The 16,914-nt window shown below is 37.5% G+C and carries 15 protein-coding genes; 9 read left to right on the forward strand and 6 right to left on the reverse strand.

The features are described 5' to 3' along the window. Window positions 1-16 precede the first annotated feature (16 nt). A complete protein-coding gene (prpC, locus tag F938_RS02625) occupies window positions 17-1,153 on the reverse strand; it encodes a bifunctional 2-methylcitrate synthase/citrate synthase (RefSeq protein WP_005029169.1) in 1,137 nt (378 codons plus the stop codon). Between the two features lie 4 nt (window positions 1,154-1,157). Continuing rightward, a complete protein-coding gene (gene prpB / locus F938_RS02630) occupies window positions 1,158-2,042 on the reverse strand; it encodes a methylisocitrate lyase (protein ID WP_004830929.1) in 885 nt (294 codons plus the stop codon). A gap of 236 nt (window positions 2,043-2,278) precedes the next feature. On the opposite strand from prpB, the gene F938_RS02635 reads away from it, so the two are divergent. The 5 genes from F938_RS02635 to ppk1 all read left to right on the forward strand — a co-directional run bounded on the left by F938_RS02635 (window position 2,279) and on the right by ppk1 (window position 8,175). Continuing rightward, complete coding sequence (locus tag F938_RS02635) at window positions 2,279-2,932, forward strand: TetR/AcrR family transcriptional regulator (RefSeq protein ID WP_005029173.1); 654 nt, start codon at window positions 2,279-2,281, stop codon at window positions 2,930-2,932. Window positions 2,933-3,056: 124 nt separating this feature from the next. Continuing rightward, window positions 3,057-3,977 carry an ornithine carbamoyltransferase gene (gene argF, locus F938_RS02640; protein ID WP_005029175.1) on the forward strand — a complete coding sequence of 307 codons (921 nt, stop codon included), beginning with the start codon at window positions 3,057-3,059 and terminating at the stop codon, window positions 3,975-3,977. A gap of 227 nt (window positions 3,978-4,204) precedes the next feature. Next, on the forward strand, window positions 4,205-5,293 hold the full coding sequence (locus F938_RS02645) for a hypothetical protein (RefSeq protein ID WP_005029177.1): 1,089 nt from the start codon (window positions 4,205-4,207) through the stop codon (window positions 5,291-5,293). A 104-nt stretch (window positions 5,294-5,397) separates the two neighbouring features. Continuing rightward, a complete protein-coding gene (locus tag F938_RS02650; RefSeq protein WP_005029178.1) occupies window positions 5,398-5,868 on the forward strand; it encodes a hypothetical protein in 471 nt (156 codons plus the stop codon). A gap of 201 nt (window positions 5,869-6,069) precedes the next feature. Then, window positions 6,070-8,175 carry a polyphosphate kinase 1 gene (gene ppk1 / locus F938_RS02655; protein ID WP_005029180.1) on the forward strand — a complete coding sequence of 702 codons (2,106 nt, stop codon included), beginning with the start codon at window positions 6,070-6,072 and terminating at the stop codon, window positions 8,173-8,175. 146 nt (window positions 8,176-8,321) lie between these two features. Here the strand turns inward: ppk1 and F938_RS02660 are convergent, their stop codons facing one another. The 3 genes from F938_RS02660 to F938_RS02670 form a co-directional block, all read right to left on the reverse strand. Beyond that, window positions 8,322-9,551 (reverse strand): CaiB/BaiF CoA transferase family protein, encoded by a 1,230-nt coding sequence (locus F938_RS02660; protein WP_005029182.1) that lies wholly within the window; start codon window positions 9,549-9,551, stop codon window positions 8,322-8,324. 121 nt (window positions 9,552-9,672) lie between these two features. Further along, window positions 9,673-10,989, reverse strand: a complete 1,317-nt coding sequence (locus F938_RS02665; RefSeq protein WP_005029185.1) for an MFS transporter — start codon at window positions 10,987-10,989, stop codon at window positions 9,673-9,675. A 253-nt stretch (window positions 10,990-11,242) separates the two neighbouring features. Then, window positions 11,243-12,466, reverse strand: coding sequence for an acyl-CoA dehydrogenase (locus tag F938_RS02670; protein ID WP_005029188.1), 1,224 nt, complete (start codon window positions 12,464-12,466; stop codon window positions 11,243-11,245). Window positions 12,467-12,774: 308 nt separating this feature from the next. Between F938_RS02670 and F938_RS02675 the strand changes: the two genes are divergently transcribed. Then, a complete protein-coding gene (locus F938_RS02675; RefSeq protein ID WP_005029191.1) occupies window positions 12,775-13,728 on the forward strand; it encodes a LysR substrate-binding domain-containing protein in 954 nt (317 codons plus the stop codon). 41 nt (window positions 13,729-13,769) lie between these two features. On the opposite strand, the gene F938_RS02680 is transcribed toward F938_RS02675, so the two are convergent. Next, window positions 13,770-14,105, reverse strand: coding sequence for a hypothetical protein (locus F938_RS02680; protein WP_005029192.1), 336 nt, complete (start codon window positions 14,103-14,105; stop codon window positions 13,770-13,772). Between the two features lie 135 nt (window positions 14,106-14,240). Between F938_RS02680 and F938_RS02685 the strand changes: the two genes are divergently transcribed. The 3 genes from F938_RS02685 (at window position 14,241) to trmA (ending at window position 16,893) form a co-directional block, all read left to right on the forward strand. Beyond that, the gene (locus tag F938_RS02685) at window positions 14,241-14,669 is read left to right on the forward strand and encodes an HD domain-containing protein (RefSeq protein WP_004830942.1); all 429 of its coding nucleotides are present in this window, start codon (window positions 14,241-14,243) and stop codon (window positions 14,667-14,669) included. 87 nt (window positions 14,670-14,756) lie between these two features. Continuing rightward, the gene (locus F938_RS02690) at window positions 14,757-15,656 is read left to right on the forward strand and encodes a LysR family transcriptional regulator (RefSeq protein ID WP_004830943.1); all 900 of its coding nucleotides are present in this window, start codon (window positions 14,757-14,759) and stop codon (window positions 15,654-15,656) included. 154 nt (window positions 15,657-15,810) lie between these two features. Further along, the gene (gene trmA, locus F938_RS02695; RefSeq protein WP_005029196.1) at window positions 15,811-16,893 is read left to right on the forward strand and encodes a tRNA (uridine(54)-C5)-methyltransferase TrmA; all 1,083 of its coding nucleotides are present in this window, start codon (window positions 15,811-15,813) and stop codon (window positions 16,891-16,893) included. The last annotated feature ends 21 nt before the right edge of the window (window positions 16,894-16,914 follow it).

The following is a 16,914-nucleotide window of genomic DNA, read 5'->3' on the forward strand; positions in this document are numbered from 1 at the left end:
TGCTAATAATTGAAAATTAGGCAGCTGAACGTTCAGCGATTGGAACAACTTTACGAAGTTCTGGTCCTGTATAATCCGCACTTGGACGAATAATACGATTGTCTGCACGTTGTTCCATGACATGTGCAGCCCAACCAGTAACACGAGACATCACAAAAATTGGGGTAAACAATTTAGTCGCAATATCCATAAAGTGATAAGCAGATGCATGGAAGAAGTCTGCATTACAGAACAATTTCTTCTCACGCCACATCACTTCTTCACAACGAACAGATACTGGATAAAGTACTGTATCACCTACATCTTTTGCTAAACGCTCAGACCAAATTTTGATAATGCCGTTACGAGGATCATTGTCTTTATAGATCGCATGACCAAAGCCCATGATTTTTTCTTTACGCTCAAGCTTGCCCAGCATTTCACGCTCAGCTTCTTCAGGAGAGGTCCAGTTTTCAATCATTTCCATAGCCGCTTCATTTGCACCACCATGCAATGGACCACGAAGTGAACCAATTGCACCTGTAATACATGAATGCATATCAGACAAGGTTGATGCACAAACACGCGCAGTGAATGTAGATGCATTAAACTCATGCTCAGCATAAAGAATTAACGAAACATTCATCACTTGTTCATGCAATTCATTCGGTTTCTCACCACGAAGTAAATGCAGGAATTGAGCGCCAATTGAATCATCATCGGTATTTTCTTCAATACGCACGCCATCATGGCTAAAACGATACCAATAACAAATGATTGCTGGCAAAGTCGCTAGAATACGATCTGCAACATCTTGCTGTTGTTCAAATGACTTTTCTGTTTCAAGATTACCTAACATTGAAACGCCTGTACGCATCACATCCATTGGGTGTGAATCAGCAGGAATACGTTCCAAGACTTCTTTTAACGCTTGTGGTAATTGACGCAAAGATTTTAATTTTGCCTTATATGCAACCAATTGTTCTACGGTCGGTAATTCACCAAAGAAAATCAGATAAGCAACTTCTTCAAATTGGCAATTTTCTGCAAGGTCTTGCACATCGTAACCGCGATAGGTTAAACCAGCGCCACTTTTACCAACTGTAGAAAGTGCTGTTTTACCAGCAACTTGACCGCGCAGTCCTGCGCCTGTGAGTACTTTTCCTTCAGCCATTTTATTATTTCTCCTGCGTGAACAGCTTGTCTAGAGTATTTTCAAAAGTGTGATAATCAAGGAATTCGTAAAGCTCTTTACGTTGTTGCATGGTATCCAATACATTGACTTGAGTACCATTTTCACGAATAGATCGAAAAACTTCGAGTGCAGCTTTTTGCATTGCACGTGTTGCAGAAAGTGGATATAGCACCATGCTAATACCCTGCTCACCTAACTCTTCAGTGGTGTAATACGGGGTATCACCAAACTCGGTAATGTTGGCAAGTACAGGTACACCTACTGCATCGCATACGGTTTTATACATAGTGATGTCCGTCATGGCTTCAGCAAATATTGCGTCAGCACCCGCTTCAACACAGGCACATGCACGGTCAATAACCGCTTGTAATCCTTCTTTTTGTAAGGCATCTGTACGTGCCATTACGACAAAGTTTGAATCGGTTTTAGCATCGACTGCTGCTTTAATACGATCGACCATTTCTTGCTGAGAAACGATTTCTTTATTTGGACGGTGCCCGCAACGCTTTTGCGCCACTTGATCTTCGATATGAACAGCAGCAGCACCTGCACTGATCATTTGTTTTATTGTACGTGCAATATTAAAGGCACCGCCCCAACCTGTATCAATATCGACCAATAATGGTGTGTCTACACGTTCTGTAATACGGCGAACATCTTCCAATACATTGTCTAAGCTCGTCATCCCTAAATCTGGTAAACCATATGAATAATTGGCTACCCCAGCACCTGAAACATAGATTGCTTTATAACCCACTTGTTTCGCCATCATTGCGGCATAGGCATTGACTGTACCAATGATTTGTAATGGTTTTTCCACTTCTAGCGCTTGTCTAAATCTTAAGCCTGCAGACGTTTGTTGTGTCATATTCCCTTCCACAGTGGTCACTTGTTTATTGAGTTTTGAGTATAGCCATAATTTGTAAATCGCATATGACCATTTAGGCATATTACTCTAAAACTTTAGTCAAAGAAAAATGAATTTTGATTCATTTTTTCAATTTAATGCACAATTTCTAACCAAACAAGACAAATCAATACTGACAAAGAAATTTATTGACATTTTTGCTATAATAATTACAACGTACTTTTTATTCGCAATTTATGAACCAAGATTTAGCACATATTGAAGCCTCTGGATGTGATTTTCCACAAACAAAACGTGGTCATGAACGTCGTTTGGCATTATTGATTAGTGCAAATCAACTTTTTTTGGAACATGGTTATGATGCGGTATCACTCGATGACATTGTCAATCATGCGGGTGGTTCAAAGGCGTCGATTTATAAGTATTTCGGCAATAAAGAAGGTCTATTTACCGCAATTTGCGATTATCGCCGTGATCTTTTTTTTAAAGATATCTGCCGACCGTTCAACCCATCATGTAATGATCTTCGTGCTTATCTAATTACCACCTTAATCACCTTCTATAAGCATATGATCATGCCCGATAACATTGCATTTATACGTCTGATCTTTGAACGCTCACAAAAAGATCCACAATTGGCACTCTATATTCATGAAAAGGGTCCCAAACAAGTCCAACTTTCGATTGCTAGTGCTTTAGAACGTTATGCAGAAAACCAAAAACTGGTCTGTGAAAATCCACTTTATTCAGCACAATTCTATTTTGGCATCCTTAGAAATTTAGAATGGCGAATCTTGATGGGGATTGAAATTAAAGATTCTGATCAAGAAATACTCGATTGCATCAGTTATTGCGTAGATCGCTTCCTACAAGGGCATCAAAAGGTCTAATTTTTTTGCGTTTTCATATTCATATAGTATATTAGATGATTCTCCTTTTTATTTTCATCAACCAACAATGAATTGTTGGTCAATTCGCTATTGGCTTTGACTAGACAATTATTGTGGAGTAACCATGGCTCTACGACATTTTCTTACTTTACGTGACTTATCCACTGCTGAACTGAATCGCATCATCGAACGCGCTATAGAGTTAAAGCGAAAACAGCACAATAACGAAGTATTCCAACCTTTTGTTGGAAAAGTCATGGGGATGATTTTTGAAAAGTCGAGCACCCGTACTCGTGTCTCCTTTGAAGCTGGTATGAGCCAGTTTGGTGGCAGTGCAATTTTTCTATCATCTCGTGATACACAACTTGGACGTGGTGAGCCGATTGAAGATTCAGCTCGAGTCATTTCTAGTATGCTTGATATCGTCATGATTCGTACTTTTGGTCATGATATTGTCGAACGTTTTGCTGAATATTCTTCTGTGCCCGTGATCAATGCATTGACCGATGACCATCACCCATGCCAGTTATTGGCTGATGTACAGACCTATGTTGAACATCGTGGTTCAATTGAAGGAAAGACAGTGGCTTGGATTGGGGATGGCAATAATATGTGTAACTCCTATATTGAAGCAGCACATATGTGGGGTTTTAAATTAAAAATTGCTTCGCCAAAAGGTTATGAACCAAAACCAGAATTTCTTTCTGAGTTTGCCCATTGTGTTGAACTGTTTGAATCTGCTGAAGATGCTGCTGTAAATGCAGACCTCATAGTCACCGATGTTTGGGCAAGTATGGGACAAGAGGAAGAACAAAAAATTCGTGAAAAAGCTTTCGCTGCTTATCAGGTCAATGAAAAATTGATGGATTTAGCACATCCTGATTGTTTATTTATGCATTGTCTTCCTGCACATCGTGGTGAGGAAGTTTCTGAAAATATGTTGGATCATAAAAATGCAGTGGTGTGGGATGAAGCAGAAAATCGCTTACATGCACAAAAAGCATTGGTTGAATTCTTGATCAATGAAAACTTAAAAAAAGATTAGTTTTCTAAAGTTAAGATCAAGTCATATCCATAAAATAAGCACCAATTATGGTGCTTATTTTGATTTGAAGGTTGTTTTTATACTTCCATGACTTGATCATATTTTTTTGGGTAGTTTCAATATTTAGGGCTTATCAATTATTACATTTATCTACAATAACTATTTATTAAAATTAAATCATATTAAAATCATTGAATATTCGAGTTCGTGTAAATACGGTATTAACAATGAAAAAATTTATATTCAGTTGCTTTTTAATCACAGTTACATCAATTCAACATGCAAAAAACTTAATCATAACACTTGATCTATATGACACATCTGGCACATTGAGTCAGCAACAAAAAAATGAAATGCTAAACATACCGATTGAAGGTTATGCCGTCTATCATCCTAATTACAGTGTATTAGGTCTAACTGGAACAGTAAAAAAATGTGGTTTTCTAGGATTACCCTGTATCGAAAAAAAATATAAACAACTCAAAATTACGGCAATCAAAACAAACAACTCAAACACTTTAACATTTGATGTTCCTTTATCTATTGCTGCTATATACAAACTTAAAAACTTTAATGTTAGTTTTCCATTCCAAACAAGGTCTTTAGGTAGTTTACAAATTCGAACAGCAGCCTCTGAACACAGCCGTTTAGTACAGCCTGTGTCTATAAACAATGGTTATCAAGGTGTATATGGTACATTAACCTTAAATCAATTAGGCTTTACAATAGGAGATCAGGTTCTAGGTGCTTTAAATCCTGATCAACCTCCACCTTATCAATTTTTTAAAACTCACAAATATAGAGGCTATTTTGACAATCAAAAAATTAGATCAATTCCTAATTACAAATCATACACACTAAAATCCCCTTACCCAGATGAATTAGAAAATTTAGAAAAAATTTATAGTGCAAATCGATATGATGCTGAGCTAGATGGATATAAATTTACCGCAATCAATATAAGAGCAAAGAAAAAAAATAATTCGAAATGTGAAAATTTTTTTGGAGATTATCAATACAATTTATTTTTTATCAATCAAAAACTAACTTATTATAATTCTACACTTGCTGATATGGATCAATGTGAAACCAATGCTATGACTGTGATTTGGGATGATCATAACCAAGTGTATGACTATAGGGTAAACAAAACGGCAAATTATAGTTTATTTCATCGCGGTGATTGGAGATACACCTGTGATGTCGAAAAAAACTCAAATTTAGGTATGTGCAATATACAACCACCTGATCAAGACGCTTTAAAGCATTTTGAAAAAGAAGCAAATCGAGTTCTGCATTTTTTTCCAACACCTTAAATAGGTGAGTAATGTAAGCTTTTGATAAAAGTAAGTCACAACACTGGTACATATTGTTTGATTGAGTATAATAAATCCATATTTTTAATAAGTGTATTATTCAAATGAATTTCAAAATAATATCTTCATCAATAACAACCCTTTTACTGAGCTTATCCATCCCGAGTTATGCAACTGAATTGGATGACTATTTAATTCAAAATCAACTCATTGAACAAAATTACAAAATTAAGGATTCAAAAAATTTAGATGATGTTTTAAATGCCTTAAGTGATGAGGATTCACGTGTATTACCCGTTCAAATTGACCAAAATACTGTGATCGAAAAAATACGTTTGTATCATGATCACATTGATCTCGAAGGAATTATTACATCCGAAAATTTCAAACAATTTTCTGACAGCATGGGTAAAGAAAAAACCCAGCAATTTCTCATGCAAGGTATGCTTGAAAACTGTGGTTTAATTTTTGAAAATGAATTCCAAAGACGAAATCCCTATTATGTGAAAATGAAACTAAGTTCAGCAGAAAAAGTATATGAGCTAAAACTTAAAAATGATCAATGTCAATTTTAAAATTAACACTTACACGCTTCAACAGTTTGATAGAACAAGATGTTGAAGCGATATCCCCAAGAACCCCTGTTTAAGTATCGTTTTAAAAATAATTTACAAATATGTTAAAATTGAAATAATTTTCAATATTTTAGCTAACTGTAACAATTTTGTCATGTAGAATACTTACTATGCCCATCAAGGTCGTTAAGACAGTTTCAAATGACGCAGATCATGCCCGCTTCAAAAAATTTATCCTCAACTGAATTTCAACACAGTTCAAGTAGCTACATCAATCGTGAAATTTCATTGCTAGAATTTCATAAACGCGTATTGGCACAAGCCAAAGATAAAAATCATCCCTTACTTGAACGTTTAAATTTCTTAATTATTTTTTCACGTAATTTGGATGAATTTTTTGAAATTCGTGTAGCTGGACTCATGAAGCAAATTGACTTCAAAACCATTACTAGTGCGCCTGATGGTATTCCCAATGAAGTGATCATTGAACAAATCTCAGCAAGTGCTCACCTTGCGATTCAAGAGCAATATGACACTCTAAACCACATACTGTTACCAGAACTTGAAAACTATGGCGTTAAATTCATCCAATATCACAATATCTTAGAAAAACATCTGGATTGGATTAAGCACTACTTCTTTAAACAAGTTCAACCTGTGGTTACCCCTATCAGCTTGGATCCAGCACATCCATTTCCTCGACTGGTCAATAAAAGCTTAAATTTTATTGTCACCTTAGAAGGAAAAGACGCATTTGGTCGACAAATTGAATTGGCAATTGTTCCTGCTCCACGTTCATTACCGCGTGTGGTGCGTCTACCTGATGAACTGACAGGTGGCGAAGAACATTATATTTTGCTGTCTGCAATCATCCAACAACATATCAGCGATTTATTCCCAGGAATGACTGCAACGGGCTGTTACCAATTTCGCGTGACACGGAATGCTGATTTGACACTCGCAGAAGATGTTGATGACCTCGCTGTTGCTTTGAAAGACGAGTTATCCTCACGGCGTTTTGGTCGTGCGGTTCGATTAGAAATTGCTGACAATTGTCCTCATTCAATCAATCATTATCTTTTAGAACAGTTTGATCTTGATCCACAACACCTATATCAAGTGAATGGTCCTGTTAATTTGACCCGATTAATCACCAACTTTGATATTCCTGAATTACGTTTTAAACCTTATCAAGCTGTTATTCCTAAAGCACTTCGAAATTCGAATAAAATCTTTGAAGTACTGACTAAGCAAGATGTACTTTTACACCATCCATTTGATTCATTTAAACCCGTCATTAACTTATTGCGTGAATCGGCACAAGATCCAAACGTACTTGCCATCAAGCAAACCTTGTATCGTAGTGGACCCGATTCAGAAATTGTACAAGTGTTGGCAGAAGCTGCTCGCAATGGCAAAGAAGTTACGGCCATCATTGAATTGCGTGCACGCTTTGATGAAGAATCCAATATTACAGTAGCTAATATTTTGCAAGAAGCTGGTGCAGTTGTGGTTTATGGAATTGTTGGCTACAAAACCCACGCCAAAATGATTTTGATTGTACGGCGAGAAGCTGGGAAACTAAAACGTTATGTTCATCTTGGCACGGGAAACTATCATGCTGGAAATGCGCGTATGTACACCGATTACGGTTTACTCACGACACATGAAGAAATCTGTGAGGACGTTCATAAAATCTTCCAAGAACTAACTGGTATGGGGAAACTGTTAAAGCTGAAAAAATTATTTCATGCACCCTTCACCTTACATGCACAGCTTTTGCATTTGATTGAACAAGAAACAGCACATGCCAAAGTAGGTAAAAAAGCCAGAATTATCATTAAAGTAAATGCTTTAACTGAACCAAAACTCATCTCAGCATTGTATACAGCCTCTCAAACTGGTGTTCAGATAGATTTGATCATACGTTCAATCTGCTGTTTAAGACCGCAAATACAAGGGCTTTCCGAAAATATTCGCGTGCGTTCGATTGTAGGACGCTACCTGGAACACACCCGAGTTTATTATTTCTATAACGATGGTCAGGATGAGTTGTATTGTGCCAGTGCAGACTGGATGGGCAGAAATCTGTTTTCACGTGTTGAAACCTGCTTCCCAATCGAAGATAAAAAACTTAAAAAGCAAATCATTGACTATGGTTTACTCAGCTATCTAAAAGACAATGTTCGCGCTTGGGAATTAGATGCAAATGATCAATGGCATGCAATAAACCCAAAAGCTGCAGAAGAAGTACATATTGCACAACAAGTGTTAATGCAACAACGTACACTTCCAACCACAGCTTAAACAACAATTACATCACTTAGCAAAATCATATGTATTCTCCAGCCTTTCTTTTATCTTTTAGAAGAAAGGCTATTTTGATTAACTCAGATGAAGTGCTGATCATGTACCACAAAGTGCATTCAATATTTGTGTATTTTTAACTGTGTTTAAAGACCGATTCCATCAATAATGCCCTGTTGTTTAAATGCTTGTAATTCATTATCAGTATAGAGTTGCTCTAGAATCTCTTTTGTATGCTCTCCCAAACGTGGGGGAGCATTGCGATATTGAATCGGTGTTCCTGACATTTTGATCGGTGAACCAATCATTTTAAAGTCAGTATTATCCACATGTGGAATATTGACAACCATGTTACGAGATTGGATTTGCGGCTCTTGTAAAGCATCCGCAACAGAATTAATCACACCTACAGGCACTTTGACAGCATGAATGGCATCCACCCAATGTCTAGCATCATGCGTCAAGAAATATTCAGACAAAATCGCTATTAATTCATGCCGATATTTCACCCGATCTTGATTACGAAGGTAATTTGAATTATCCAATAATTCAGGTTTGCCTATCGCAATACACAAATCTTTAAATTGCTTGTCATTTCCACAGGCAATAATAAATTCTTTGTCTCGCGCTTTAAAAGTTTGATATGGCACGATATTAGGATGACTATTGCCCATCCGTTTAGGTGTACAACCTGAACTTAAATAATTCATTCCTTGATTCGCCAAACCAGCAACCTGTACATCGAGTAGTGCTAAATCAATGTACTGACCTACTCCTGTTTGCTGGCGAGCAATAATCGCAGCTTGAATCGCAATGGTTGCATATAAACCCGTTTGAATATCCACAACCGCCACACCGACTTTTTGTGAACTTGCGCCCAACTGACCTTCTTGTTCTCCCGTGATACTCATCAATCCTGACATGCCTTGGATGATAAAATCATAGCCTGGCTCTTCAGCACGTGGTCCATCTTGACCAAAGCCTGTAATTGAGCAGTAAATTAGCTTTGGATTAATCTGGCTCAAGGTTGCGTAATCCAAACCATATTTTTTTAATGATCCGGCTTTAAAATTTTCGATGACCACATCCGCGGTTTGAGCAATATGTTGTACCAGTTTTTGACCTTCTACAGTTGCAATATCAATGGCAACAGAAGATTTATTACGATTTGCAGATTGGTAATAACCTGACTCCCGAGTAGTTTGACCATGTTGATTCAGCATCCAAGGTGGTCCCCACATACGGGTATCATCTCCCACTTTAGGGCGTTCGATTTTAATGACTTCTGCACCTAAGTCTGCCAACACTTGCCCACACCACGGACCTGCAAGTACTCTACTGAGATCTAAAACTCGAATTCCTTTTAATGCACTCATTTATTTTGCCTCTATTCGAGGAGTGATGAACACTCCCTCAAACTCATGATTGAATCGGATTTACAAACAATTCGTTATATTTACGATATGCCATAAGCGCTTAATATGCTTAGATCAATAACTATTGTTGTTGTGGATCATATTGACGGTCTTTAATAAATAATCCAGGAAGTACGCCTGCGACAAAATATGCAGCCCCCATAACAATAAAGGCAGTCATAAAAGTCCCTCCTGAGGCTAAAAATCCGATGGTTGCTGGCGCAATTGCAGCACCAACACGTCCAATGTTATATGCACCACCAATTGCTGTACCTCGAACGTCAGTCGAGAATGATTCTGCCATATAGGTTGCATTCACACCGTAAGGAATTCCATACAGGAAGCCAAACGTGACCAATAAATACAAAATGTTGTCTGGTGTATTAAAGAAAATAATGACTGGAAGGAAAATCGCACTGGCAAGCGTACCAAATACGAATACTGCTCGACGATTAAATTTATCTGCGAGATAACCTGCCAATATTTTACCTAGAATCATCGCTGTATATGAACCTACCATATAGCTGGTTAGATTTTTAAAATTCATATGCACTTCAGTTTCAAGATAGCTTGGCATCCAGTTATTGATACCGTAATAACCAAATTGTAAAAAGAATGCCGTCGTCATCCATAGTAAAAACATTTTACGATGTTTAAAGTTGGCAAAAATCTGCTTGTAGATGCTGCCACTTTTTGGTTTTTCTCGAATTACAACTTCAGGCGTCTTTTTCGTTTGCATTTGATCAATTTTGGTCAACTGCCAAGATTTTGGTTCTGGAACAAATCGTTGTAAGAAAATATTGATAAACGCAGGAATGACCGTAATGAAAAATAATACCCGCCAACCATGTTCAGGAATAATCGCACCCGCCAAAAGTGTTGCTACAATGTAGCCTACTGTTTGCCCAGTCTGTAATGTACCCAATACAGTTGTGCGATAAGTAGTAGGCACATACTCAGCCATTAAGGTATTACATGCCATATATAACGCACCGATTCCTAATGCACCAATAAAACGCAATGCCATAAATTGCTCAAAGCTTTGCGTAAAACCCAATAGACATGTTGCTACGGAAAAGAAGGTCACCGAATTTGCAATGGTGCGCACCCGACCAAACTTATCACAAGACCACCCTCCTAAGATTCCACCAATCCCCATTCCTGCTAATGATGCACTCCCTAGAGCACCCGCTTGAAAAGTAGATAATGCAAACTCACCCTTTAAACTGGTTAAACTATAGGACAACAACATAATATCTACGCCATCAACCACCATGGCAAAATATGCAAATAACAATGCCCATTTCCATGTGTTGGGTCCTATTTTTTCATAAGTCCCAATATTCGAAGGCATTGTGCCTTTTGCTGTAATCGCAACAGATTGAACCACATTGTTCATTTTTCCTTTACCTCATTTTCCCAAATGAGTCATCGCTTATCTTTCATCTTTACTCTATTGCTTTCTTTATTATTTTTATTGAGTACCATCTAGGAGTGAAGTTAGGGTATTTAAGTAGAATAGTTAAAGATAATGAGATATTTTCACGATGAATCCTTCTATCGTTTATATGTTTACCTTATTTTTGTGAAATTTAAGGTAAAAAAAGCCTCAAGGGATGCTGATTCAACATCCCTGTTTTAAAACTTATAAATTAATTAGAAAAAGCAGCGATACCCGTTTGTGCGCGTCCAAGAATCAAGGCGTGGACATCATGTGTACCTTCATAGGTATTAACCACTTCAAGATTGACTAGATGGCGAGCAACCCCAAATTCATCACTGATGCCATTTCCGCCCATCATGTCTCGAGCAACACGAGCAATATCTAAGGCTTTACCGCAGTTATTACGTTTAATTAAGGAAGTTCCTTCCACCGAAGCAATTCCCTCATCTTTCATACGTCCAAAGCGCAAAGCAATTTGTAAACCTAGTGCAATTTCGGTTTGCATATCTGCCAACTTCTTTTGCACCAATTGGTTTGCTGCCAAAGGACGACCAAACTGTTTGCGATCCATTGTATATTGATGAGCAGTATGCCAACAGAACTCAGCAGCGCCCATTGCACCCCATGCTATTCCATAACGAGCGCTGTTTAAGCAAGTAAAAGGACCTCTTAAACCACGAATTTCAGGAAATGCATTTTCTTCAGGAACAAAAACATTGTCCATGACAATTTCGCCAGTAATCGAGGCACGCAAACCCACCTTGCCATGAATTGCAGGTGCTGAAAGTCCTTCCCAACCTTTTTCTAAAATAAAGCCCCGAATCTCACCGACATGACCTTCCGCTGAAACTTCCTTTGCCCAAACCACAAATATATCTGCAATTGGACTATTGGTAATCCACATTTTCGCACCCGTCAGACGATAACCACCTGCAACTTTTTTTGCCCGTGTAATCATACTTCCAGGGTCAGATCCATGATCAGGTTCGGTTAAACCAAAACAGCCAATAAACTCACCAGATGCCAGTTTTGGTAAATATTTCTGCTTCTGTTGTTCTGAGCCAAATTCATTAATAGGTACCATCACCAATGAACTTTGTACACTCGCCATTGAACGATAGCCCGAATCCACTCGCTCGATTTCACGTGCAATCAGACCATAGCTCACATAATTAAGCCCTGCACCGCCATATTGCTCAGGAATTGTAGGTCCTAATAACCCCAATTCCCCCATTTCACGAAAAATTGAAATATCTGTCTGTTCATGGCGAAACTGCTCAAGCACTCTAGACATCAATTTATCTTGTGAATAGGCATAGGCAGCATCACGGATCATACGCTCTTCTTCAGTGAGTTGCTGTTCCAATAAAAAGGGATCTTGCCAATTAAACTGTACACGTGGTTTTTTTGCTGAATTGACCATTTGATTCATCGCATCCTCTGCTTGATGTATTTTGTGTTCTTGCCCTTGATGTTATGTGTGAAAAATCATTCTTTCAAACGATAAATTCTCATTCAGATATTCCATTTACGCATATCTTATGTTCTTATAAATCTAAGGATAAATCATATTTTATTGTTGAAATAATCCATACAACTGCTCATCTTGCTGTATTTTTATAGGCTTTTTAAAAATATTAAAAATTATGGAACTATTGTTGATGATTTATTTTTGCTAAAACGACATCCGTAGATGTTCAGTCTGACTTCGAAATAAACCAAGCTATTCAAGGAAAGAATATGCGTAGAATGATTCCCTCATTACAATCTTTAATTTGTTTTGAAGCTGCTGCGAAACATTTGAGTTATACCTTTGCTGCACAAGAATTGCATCTCACACAAAGCGCAATCTCTCGTCAAGTCCAGCAATTAGAAGATTTTTTGGGACTACATTTATTCAATCGAACTCGACATGGCGTTGAACTGACCCAAGCAGGTGAACACTATTATAAAAATATAAAATCTCATTTATTGGGTATTGAACAAAGTACGCTTGATTTAATCAGTCATAAAGGTTTAGGCGGTACATTAAAGCTTGGTGTGGTTCCGACATTTGCTACACGTTGGTTATTGCCCAGACTTTATAAGTTCAATGCAGTCTATCCAGAAATCACCATTCACCTTGAAACCAGCACCAAACCCTTTTTATTCAGTGAACATATTTTTGATGCCGCCATTTATACGGGAACACCCGAACAAATCGAAAATTGGCCTGGTGCAAAAATTCATTTTTTAATGAATGAAGATGTGGTACCTGTCTGTTCAGCTGATTTAATTTTTAAGTATTTCCCCGAATTAAAAGCACCTTCAGGACATTTAAGTCGTAGCTTGACTGCGGAAGAAATAGCAACTTTACCTTTACTACAACAAACCACACGCCCCTATATTTGGAAAGAATGGTTTGAAGTGAATGGCTATGAACATCCCTTTGCCTTAGAGGGACAAAGGCATGAATTGTTTTCAATGCTTGCTGTAGCAGCTACACATCATATGGGTGTTGCACTTATTCCACAGAAATTGCTGGAAAAAGAACTACGCTCAGGTGATTTAGTGATTGCCTCTGATATTAAACTCAAAGGCTCACGTGCCTATTACTTTGTCTATGCAGAACAACAACAATCGCCATTGATTGCGAAATTTGTTGAGTGGCTGCTTGATGAAGTAGAAATCTCCCAACATACATTTATGAAATAATCAGCTCATATGGATCTATATCGAGTATTTTTAAATTAGATTTAAGCACTAAAGCCGATATAGCGATAAATTTCTTGAGCACCGACGGCACCTAGGCTGGTTTTGAAAATGATATAATCTGCATAGGTACTTTGACTCAATTCATTGAAGATGTTAAGCCCTTGATCATCATGTTGATGAATTTCATCCACACTGCGTTGCATTGTCTGTTCAAACGCATCTGAGATATATTCAAAACCTAAATCCATCGCAATAAACAAAGTATGTTCACAAGGTTGAAGATATTGCTCTTCATTCCAATCAATAACTGGATGTCTGCAATGGGGGCATGTAACATTTTCTTGAGAATTTTCTAGAGTGATCAGTTGAAATGGCATACGCTTTAGAACAAAATAAAATTGTATTTTAAACCAGTTAGCAAAATTAAACACTGAATTTAGACGATGCTATCGCAGGTTCAAAATTACGGGTTAAAACCTTTTATAAATACAGAAAAGATAGATAAGGATACTATGTCAACGATTGAAAAAGCGATTGCTTTAGCAGCTCGTAAACACGCAGGTCAAAAAGATAAAGGACAACAACCCTACATTTTCCATCCATTGAGATTAATGTTTAAAGTTAAAACTTCTGAACAGCAGATTGTGGCTGTATTGCATGATATTTTAGAAGACACTGATACAACTGTAGTCGATTTAATTTCCCTTGGTTTTAGTCAAGAAATTGTTGATGCCATCCTTGCCTTGACCAAAAAAGAAAATGAATCACGTATCGAAGCGGCTTATCGTGCTGTAAAAAATCCAATTGCAAGAATTGTCAAATTAGCTGATGTGGCAGACAATATGGATCTTTCTCGTATTCCGCATCCAACGACCAAAGATCTTTTAAGATTGGAAGAATATAAACAGGTTCAATTTATTCTGATGGCGGGTACGGCTTAAACTCTTTGTTTTTTCACAATTTCACAATTGACTCAATGCAACAATTAAGGTTAAAAATGCCAGATTGTTGCATTAATGGAATGGCTCATGCTGACTGATTTGGATGATTTTTACTGTTTTGGTTTGGTGGTTGAACATGGCGGATTTAGTGCTGCTGAACGTGCGACCGATATTCCAAAGTCTAAGCTGAGTCGTCGAGTCTATAATCTTGAAGAAAAATTAGGCGTTCGTCTGATTCAGCGTAGTTCTCGTCATTTTGCTGTGACTGATATTGGTATGAACATATATCGACACGCTCAAGTCATGATGAATGCAGCTCAATCTGCACATGATTTGGTCGATCATCTCAGCGAACAACCACGAGGACTGATTAAAGTCAGTGTACCCGTTACTGTTGCCCAAAGTGAATTATCCAAAATTTTACCTGCTTTCTTAAAAGCCTACCCTGAAATTAAAGTTCAACTGTTGGTCAGTAACCGCCGCGTCGATATTATCAATGAAGGCTTTGATCTTGCTTTGCGCGTACGTGCAAATTTAGATGATGACCCAAGTTTAGTATTAAGAAAATTTGGTAATATTGAGCAACATCTTCTTGCAAGCCAAGCCTACTTAAATGAATTTGGGATGCTAAAAAAACCAGAAGATTTAACTGAACATCGTATTTTAAGTATGGTCGATGAACATTTGGATCAGCAAATGATTTTGCATGATGGTCAGAACCAACAGAAAAAAATTAAAGTCAATCCTGTTCTTATGGGCTCAGATTTGATGATGCTGGCAAAATTAGCCAGTCAAAACTGTGGGATTGCACTTCTTCCAGATACGATTGCCAATGATTTTGTTGCATCAGGTGAATTGGTCCGTGTATTGCCAGATTGGAAAGCACCTCATGGTATTTTTCACGCAGTTTATCCTTCACGCCGTGGTTTACTCCCTGCTGTAAGGGTGTTTATTGACTATTTGGTTGAACATCTTAGCAATCGTTAGTTCGCATTTCACTCCTGTGTTGAAAATAAATGATCCACGGGGTCTGATCTAATAGGCAGAATAAATTAAGTAAGATGGGCTGTTATTTGGTGTCCATCTATAGCTATTTTTGATACCATCATCACTGCTTAATTCCAACGTTTTTCTGATTTATATGACTTCATCTTATCAACAACAACTTGATGCCAAAATTGAACGTATTCAAACGCAGTTTGCTGAATTTAATCCACCATCACTTGAAGTTTTTGCTTCACCAGAACAAAACTTTCGTATGCGTGCAGAATTCCGTATTTGGCATACAGAAGACGATATGTTCTATGCCATGTTTGAACGGGATGAAAATCAACAAAAAACAGTTGCACGTATTGATGAATTTCCTATAGCAGATCTTAGTATCAATCAACTTATGCCAATTTTATTGGCTGAACTAAAAGCCAATCCGATCTTATCCAAACGTCTTTTTGAAGTGCACTTTCTTGCAACACTGAAAGGCGAAATGCTGGTCTCATTAATTTATCGTGCACCTTTGAGTGAAGAATGGGAAATTTTAGCAAAACAATTGGCTGAGAAACTCAATATTAAAATTATTGGACGTAGCCGCGGTCAAAAATTAGTATTGAGCGATGAGTTTGTTGTTGAAGAATTACAGGTATTTGAAAGAAAATTTCAGTATAAACAAATCGAAAGTAGTTTTACTCAACCTAATGCGCAAGTTTGCCAGAAAATGTTGCAGTGGGCTTGCCAAGCAGTGAATGGCGACAATCAAGACTTGCTTGAACTCTATTGTGGTAATGGTAACTTCACCCTTCCATTGTCATTAAATTTTAATCGTGTTTTGGCAACTGAGTTAGCAAAGTCTTCTGTTTATGCAGCGCAATGGAATATTGAGCAAAACAAGATTGATAATATTCAAGTAGCACGACTATCTGCTGAAGAATTTACCCAAGCTTATAATGGTGAACGTGAATTCCGTCGTTTGCAAGAAGCAGAAATTGATGTGCAAAGCTATCAATTTGATACGGTTTTTGTCGATCCGCCTCGTGCAGGGATTGATGACGATACGCTAAAATTATTGCAAGGTTTCGAGACGATTCTTTATATCTCATGTAATCCAGATACACTTTACAGCAATCTGGAAACCCTCACAAAGACTCATAAAATTGTTAAATTTGCAATGTTTGATCAATTCCCCTACACCCATCATGTTGAATCTGGGGTTTTGCTTAAAAAGATTTAAACAATTTATTACAACCATGAC

It is taken from the genome of Acinetobacter bereziniae LMG 1003 = CIP 70.12 (assembly GCF_000368925.1).
Lineage (GTDB): Bacteria > Pseudomonadota > Gammaproteobacteria > Pseudomonadales > Moraxellaceae > Acinetobacter > Acinetobacter bereziniae.

Excerpts from the sequence above, each read along its gene's own strand:
- prpC (WP_005029169.1), bottom strand. The coding sequence starts at position 1,153 with ATGGCTGAAGGAAAAGTACTCACAGGCGCAGGACTGCGCGGTCAAGTT.
- prpB (WP_004830929.1), bottom strand. The coding sequence starts at position 2,042 with ATGACACAACAAACGTCTGCAGGCTTAAGATTTAGACAAGCGCTAGAA.
- F938_RS02635 (WP_005029173.1), top strand. The coding sequence starts at position 2,279 with ATGAACCAAGATTTAGCACATATTGAAGCCTCTGGATGTGATTTTCCA.
- argF (WP_005029175.1), top strand. The coding sequence starts at position 3,057 with ATGGCTCTACGACATTTTCTTACTTTACGTGACTTATCCACTGCTGAA.
- F938_RS02645 (WP_005029177.1), top strand. The coding sequence starts at position 4,205 with ATGAAAAAATTTATATTCAGTTGCTTTTTAATCACAGTTACATCAATT.
- F938_RS02650 (WP_005029178.1), top strand. The coding sequence starts at position 5,398 with ATGAATTTCAAAATAATATCTTCATCAATAACAACCCTTTTACTGAGC.
- ppk1 (WP_005029180.1), top strand. The coding sequence starts at position 6,070 with ATGACGCAGATCATGCCCGCTTCAAAAAATTTATCCTCAACTGAATTT.
- F938_RS02660 (WP_005029182.1), bottom strand. The coding sequence starts at position 9,551 with ATGAGTGCATTAAAAGGAATTCGAGTTTTAGATCTCAGTAGAGTACTT.
- F938_RS02665 (WP_005029185.1), bottom strand. The coding sequence starts at position 10,989 with ATGAACAATGTGGTTCAATCTGTTGCGATTACAGCAAAAGGCACAATG.
- F938_RS02670 (WP_005029188.1), bottom strand. The coding sequence starts at position 12,466 with ATGAATCAAATGGTCAATTCAGCAAAAAAACCACGTGTACAGTTTAAT.
- F938_RS02675 (WP_005029191.1), top strand. The coding sequence starts at position 12,775 with ATGCGTAGAATGATTCCCTCATTACAATCTTTAATTTGTTTTGAAGCT.
- F938_RS02680 (WP_005029192.1), bottom strand. The coding sequence starts at position 14,105 with ATGCCATTTCAACTGATCACTCTAGAAAATTCTCAAGAAAATGTTACA.
- F938_RS02685 (WP_004830942.1), top strand. The coding sequence starts at position 14,241 with ATGTCAACGATTGAAAAAGCGATTGCTTTAGCAGCTCGTAAACACGCA.
- F938_RS02690 (WP_004830943.1), top strand. The coding sequence starts at position 14,757 with ATGCTGACTGATTTGGATGATTTTTACTGTTTTGGTTTGGTGGTTGAA.
- trmA (WP_005029196.1), top strand. The coding sequence starts at position 15,811 with ATGACTTCATCTTATCAACAACAACTTGATGCCAAAATTGAACGTATT.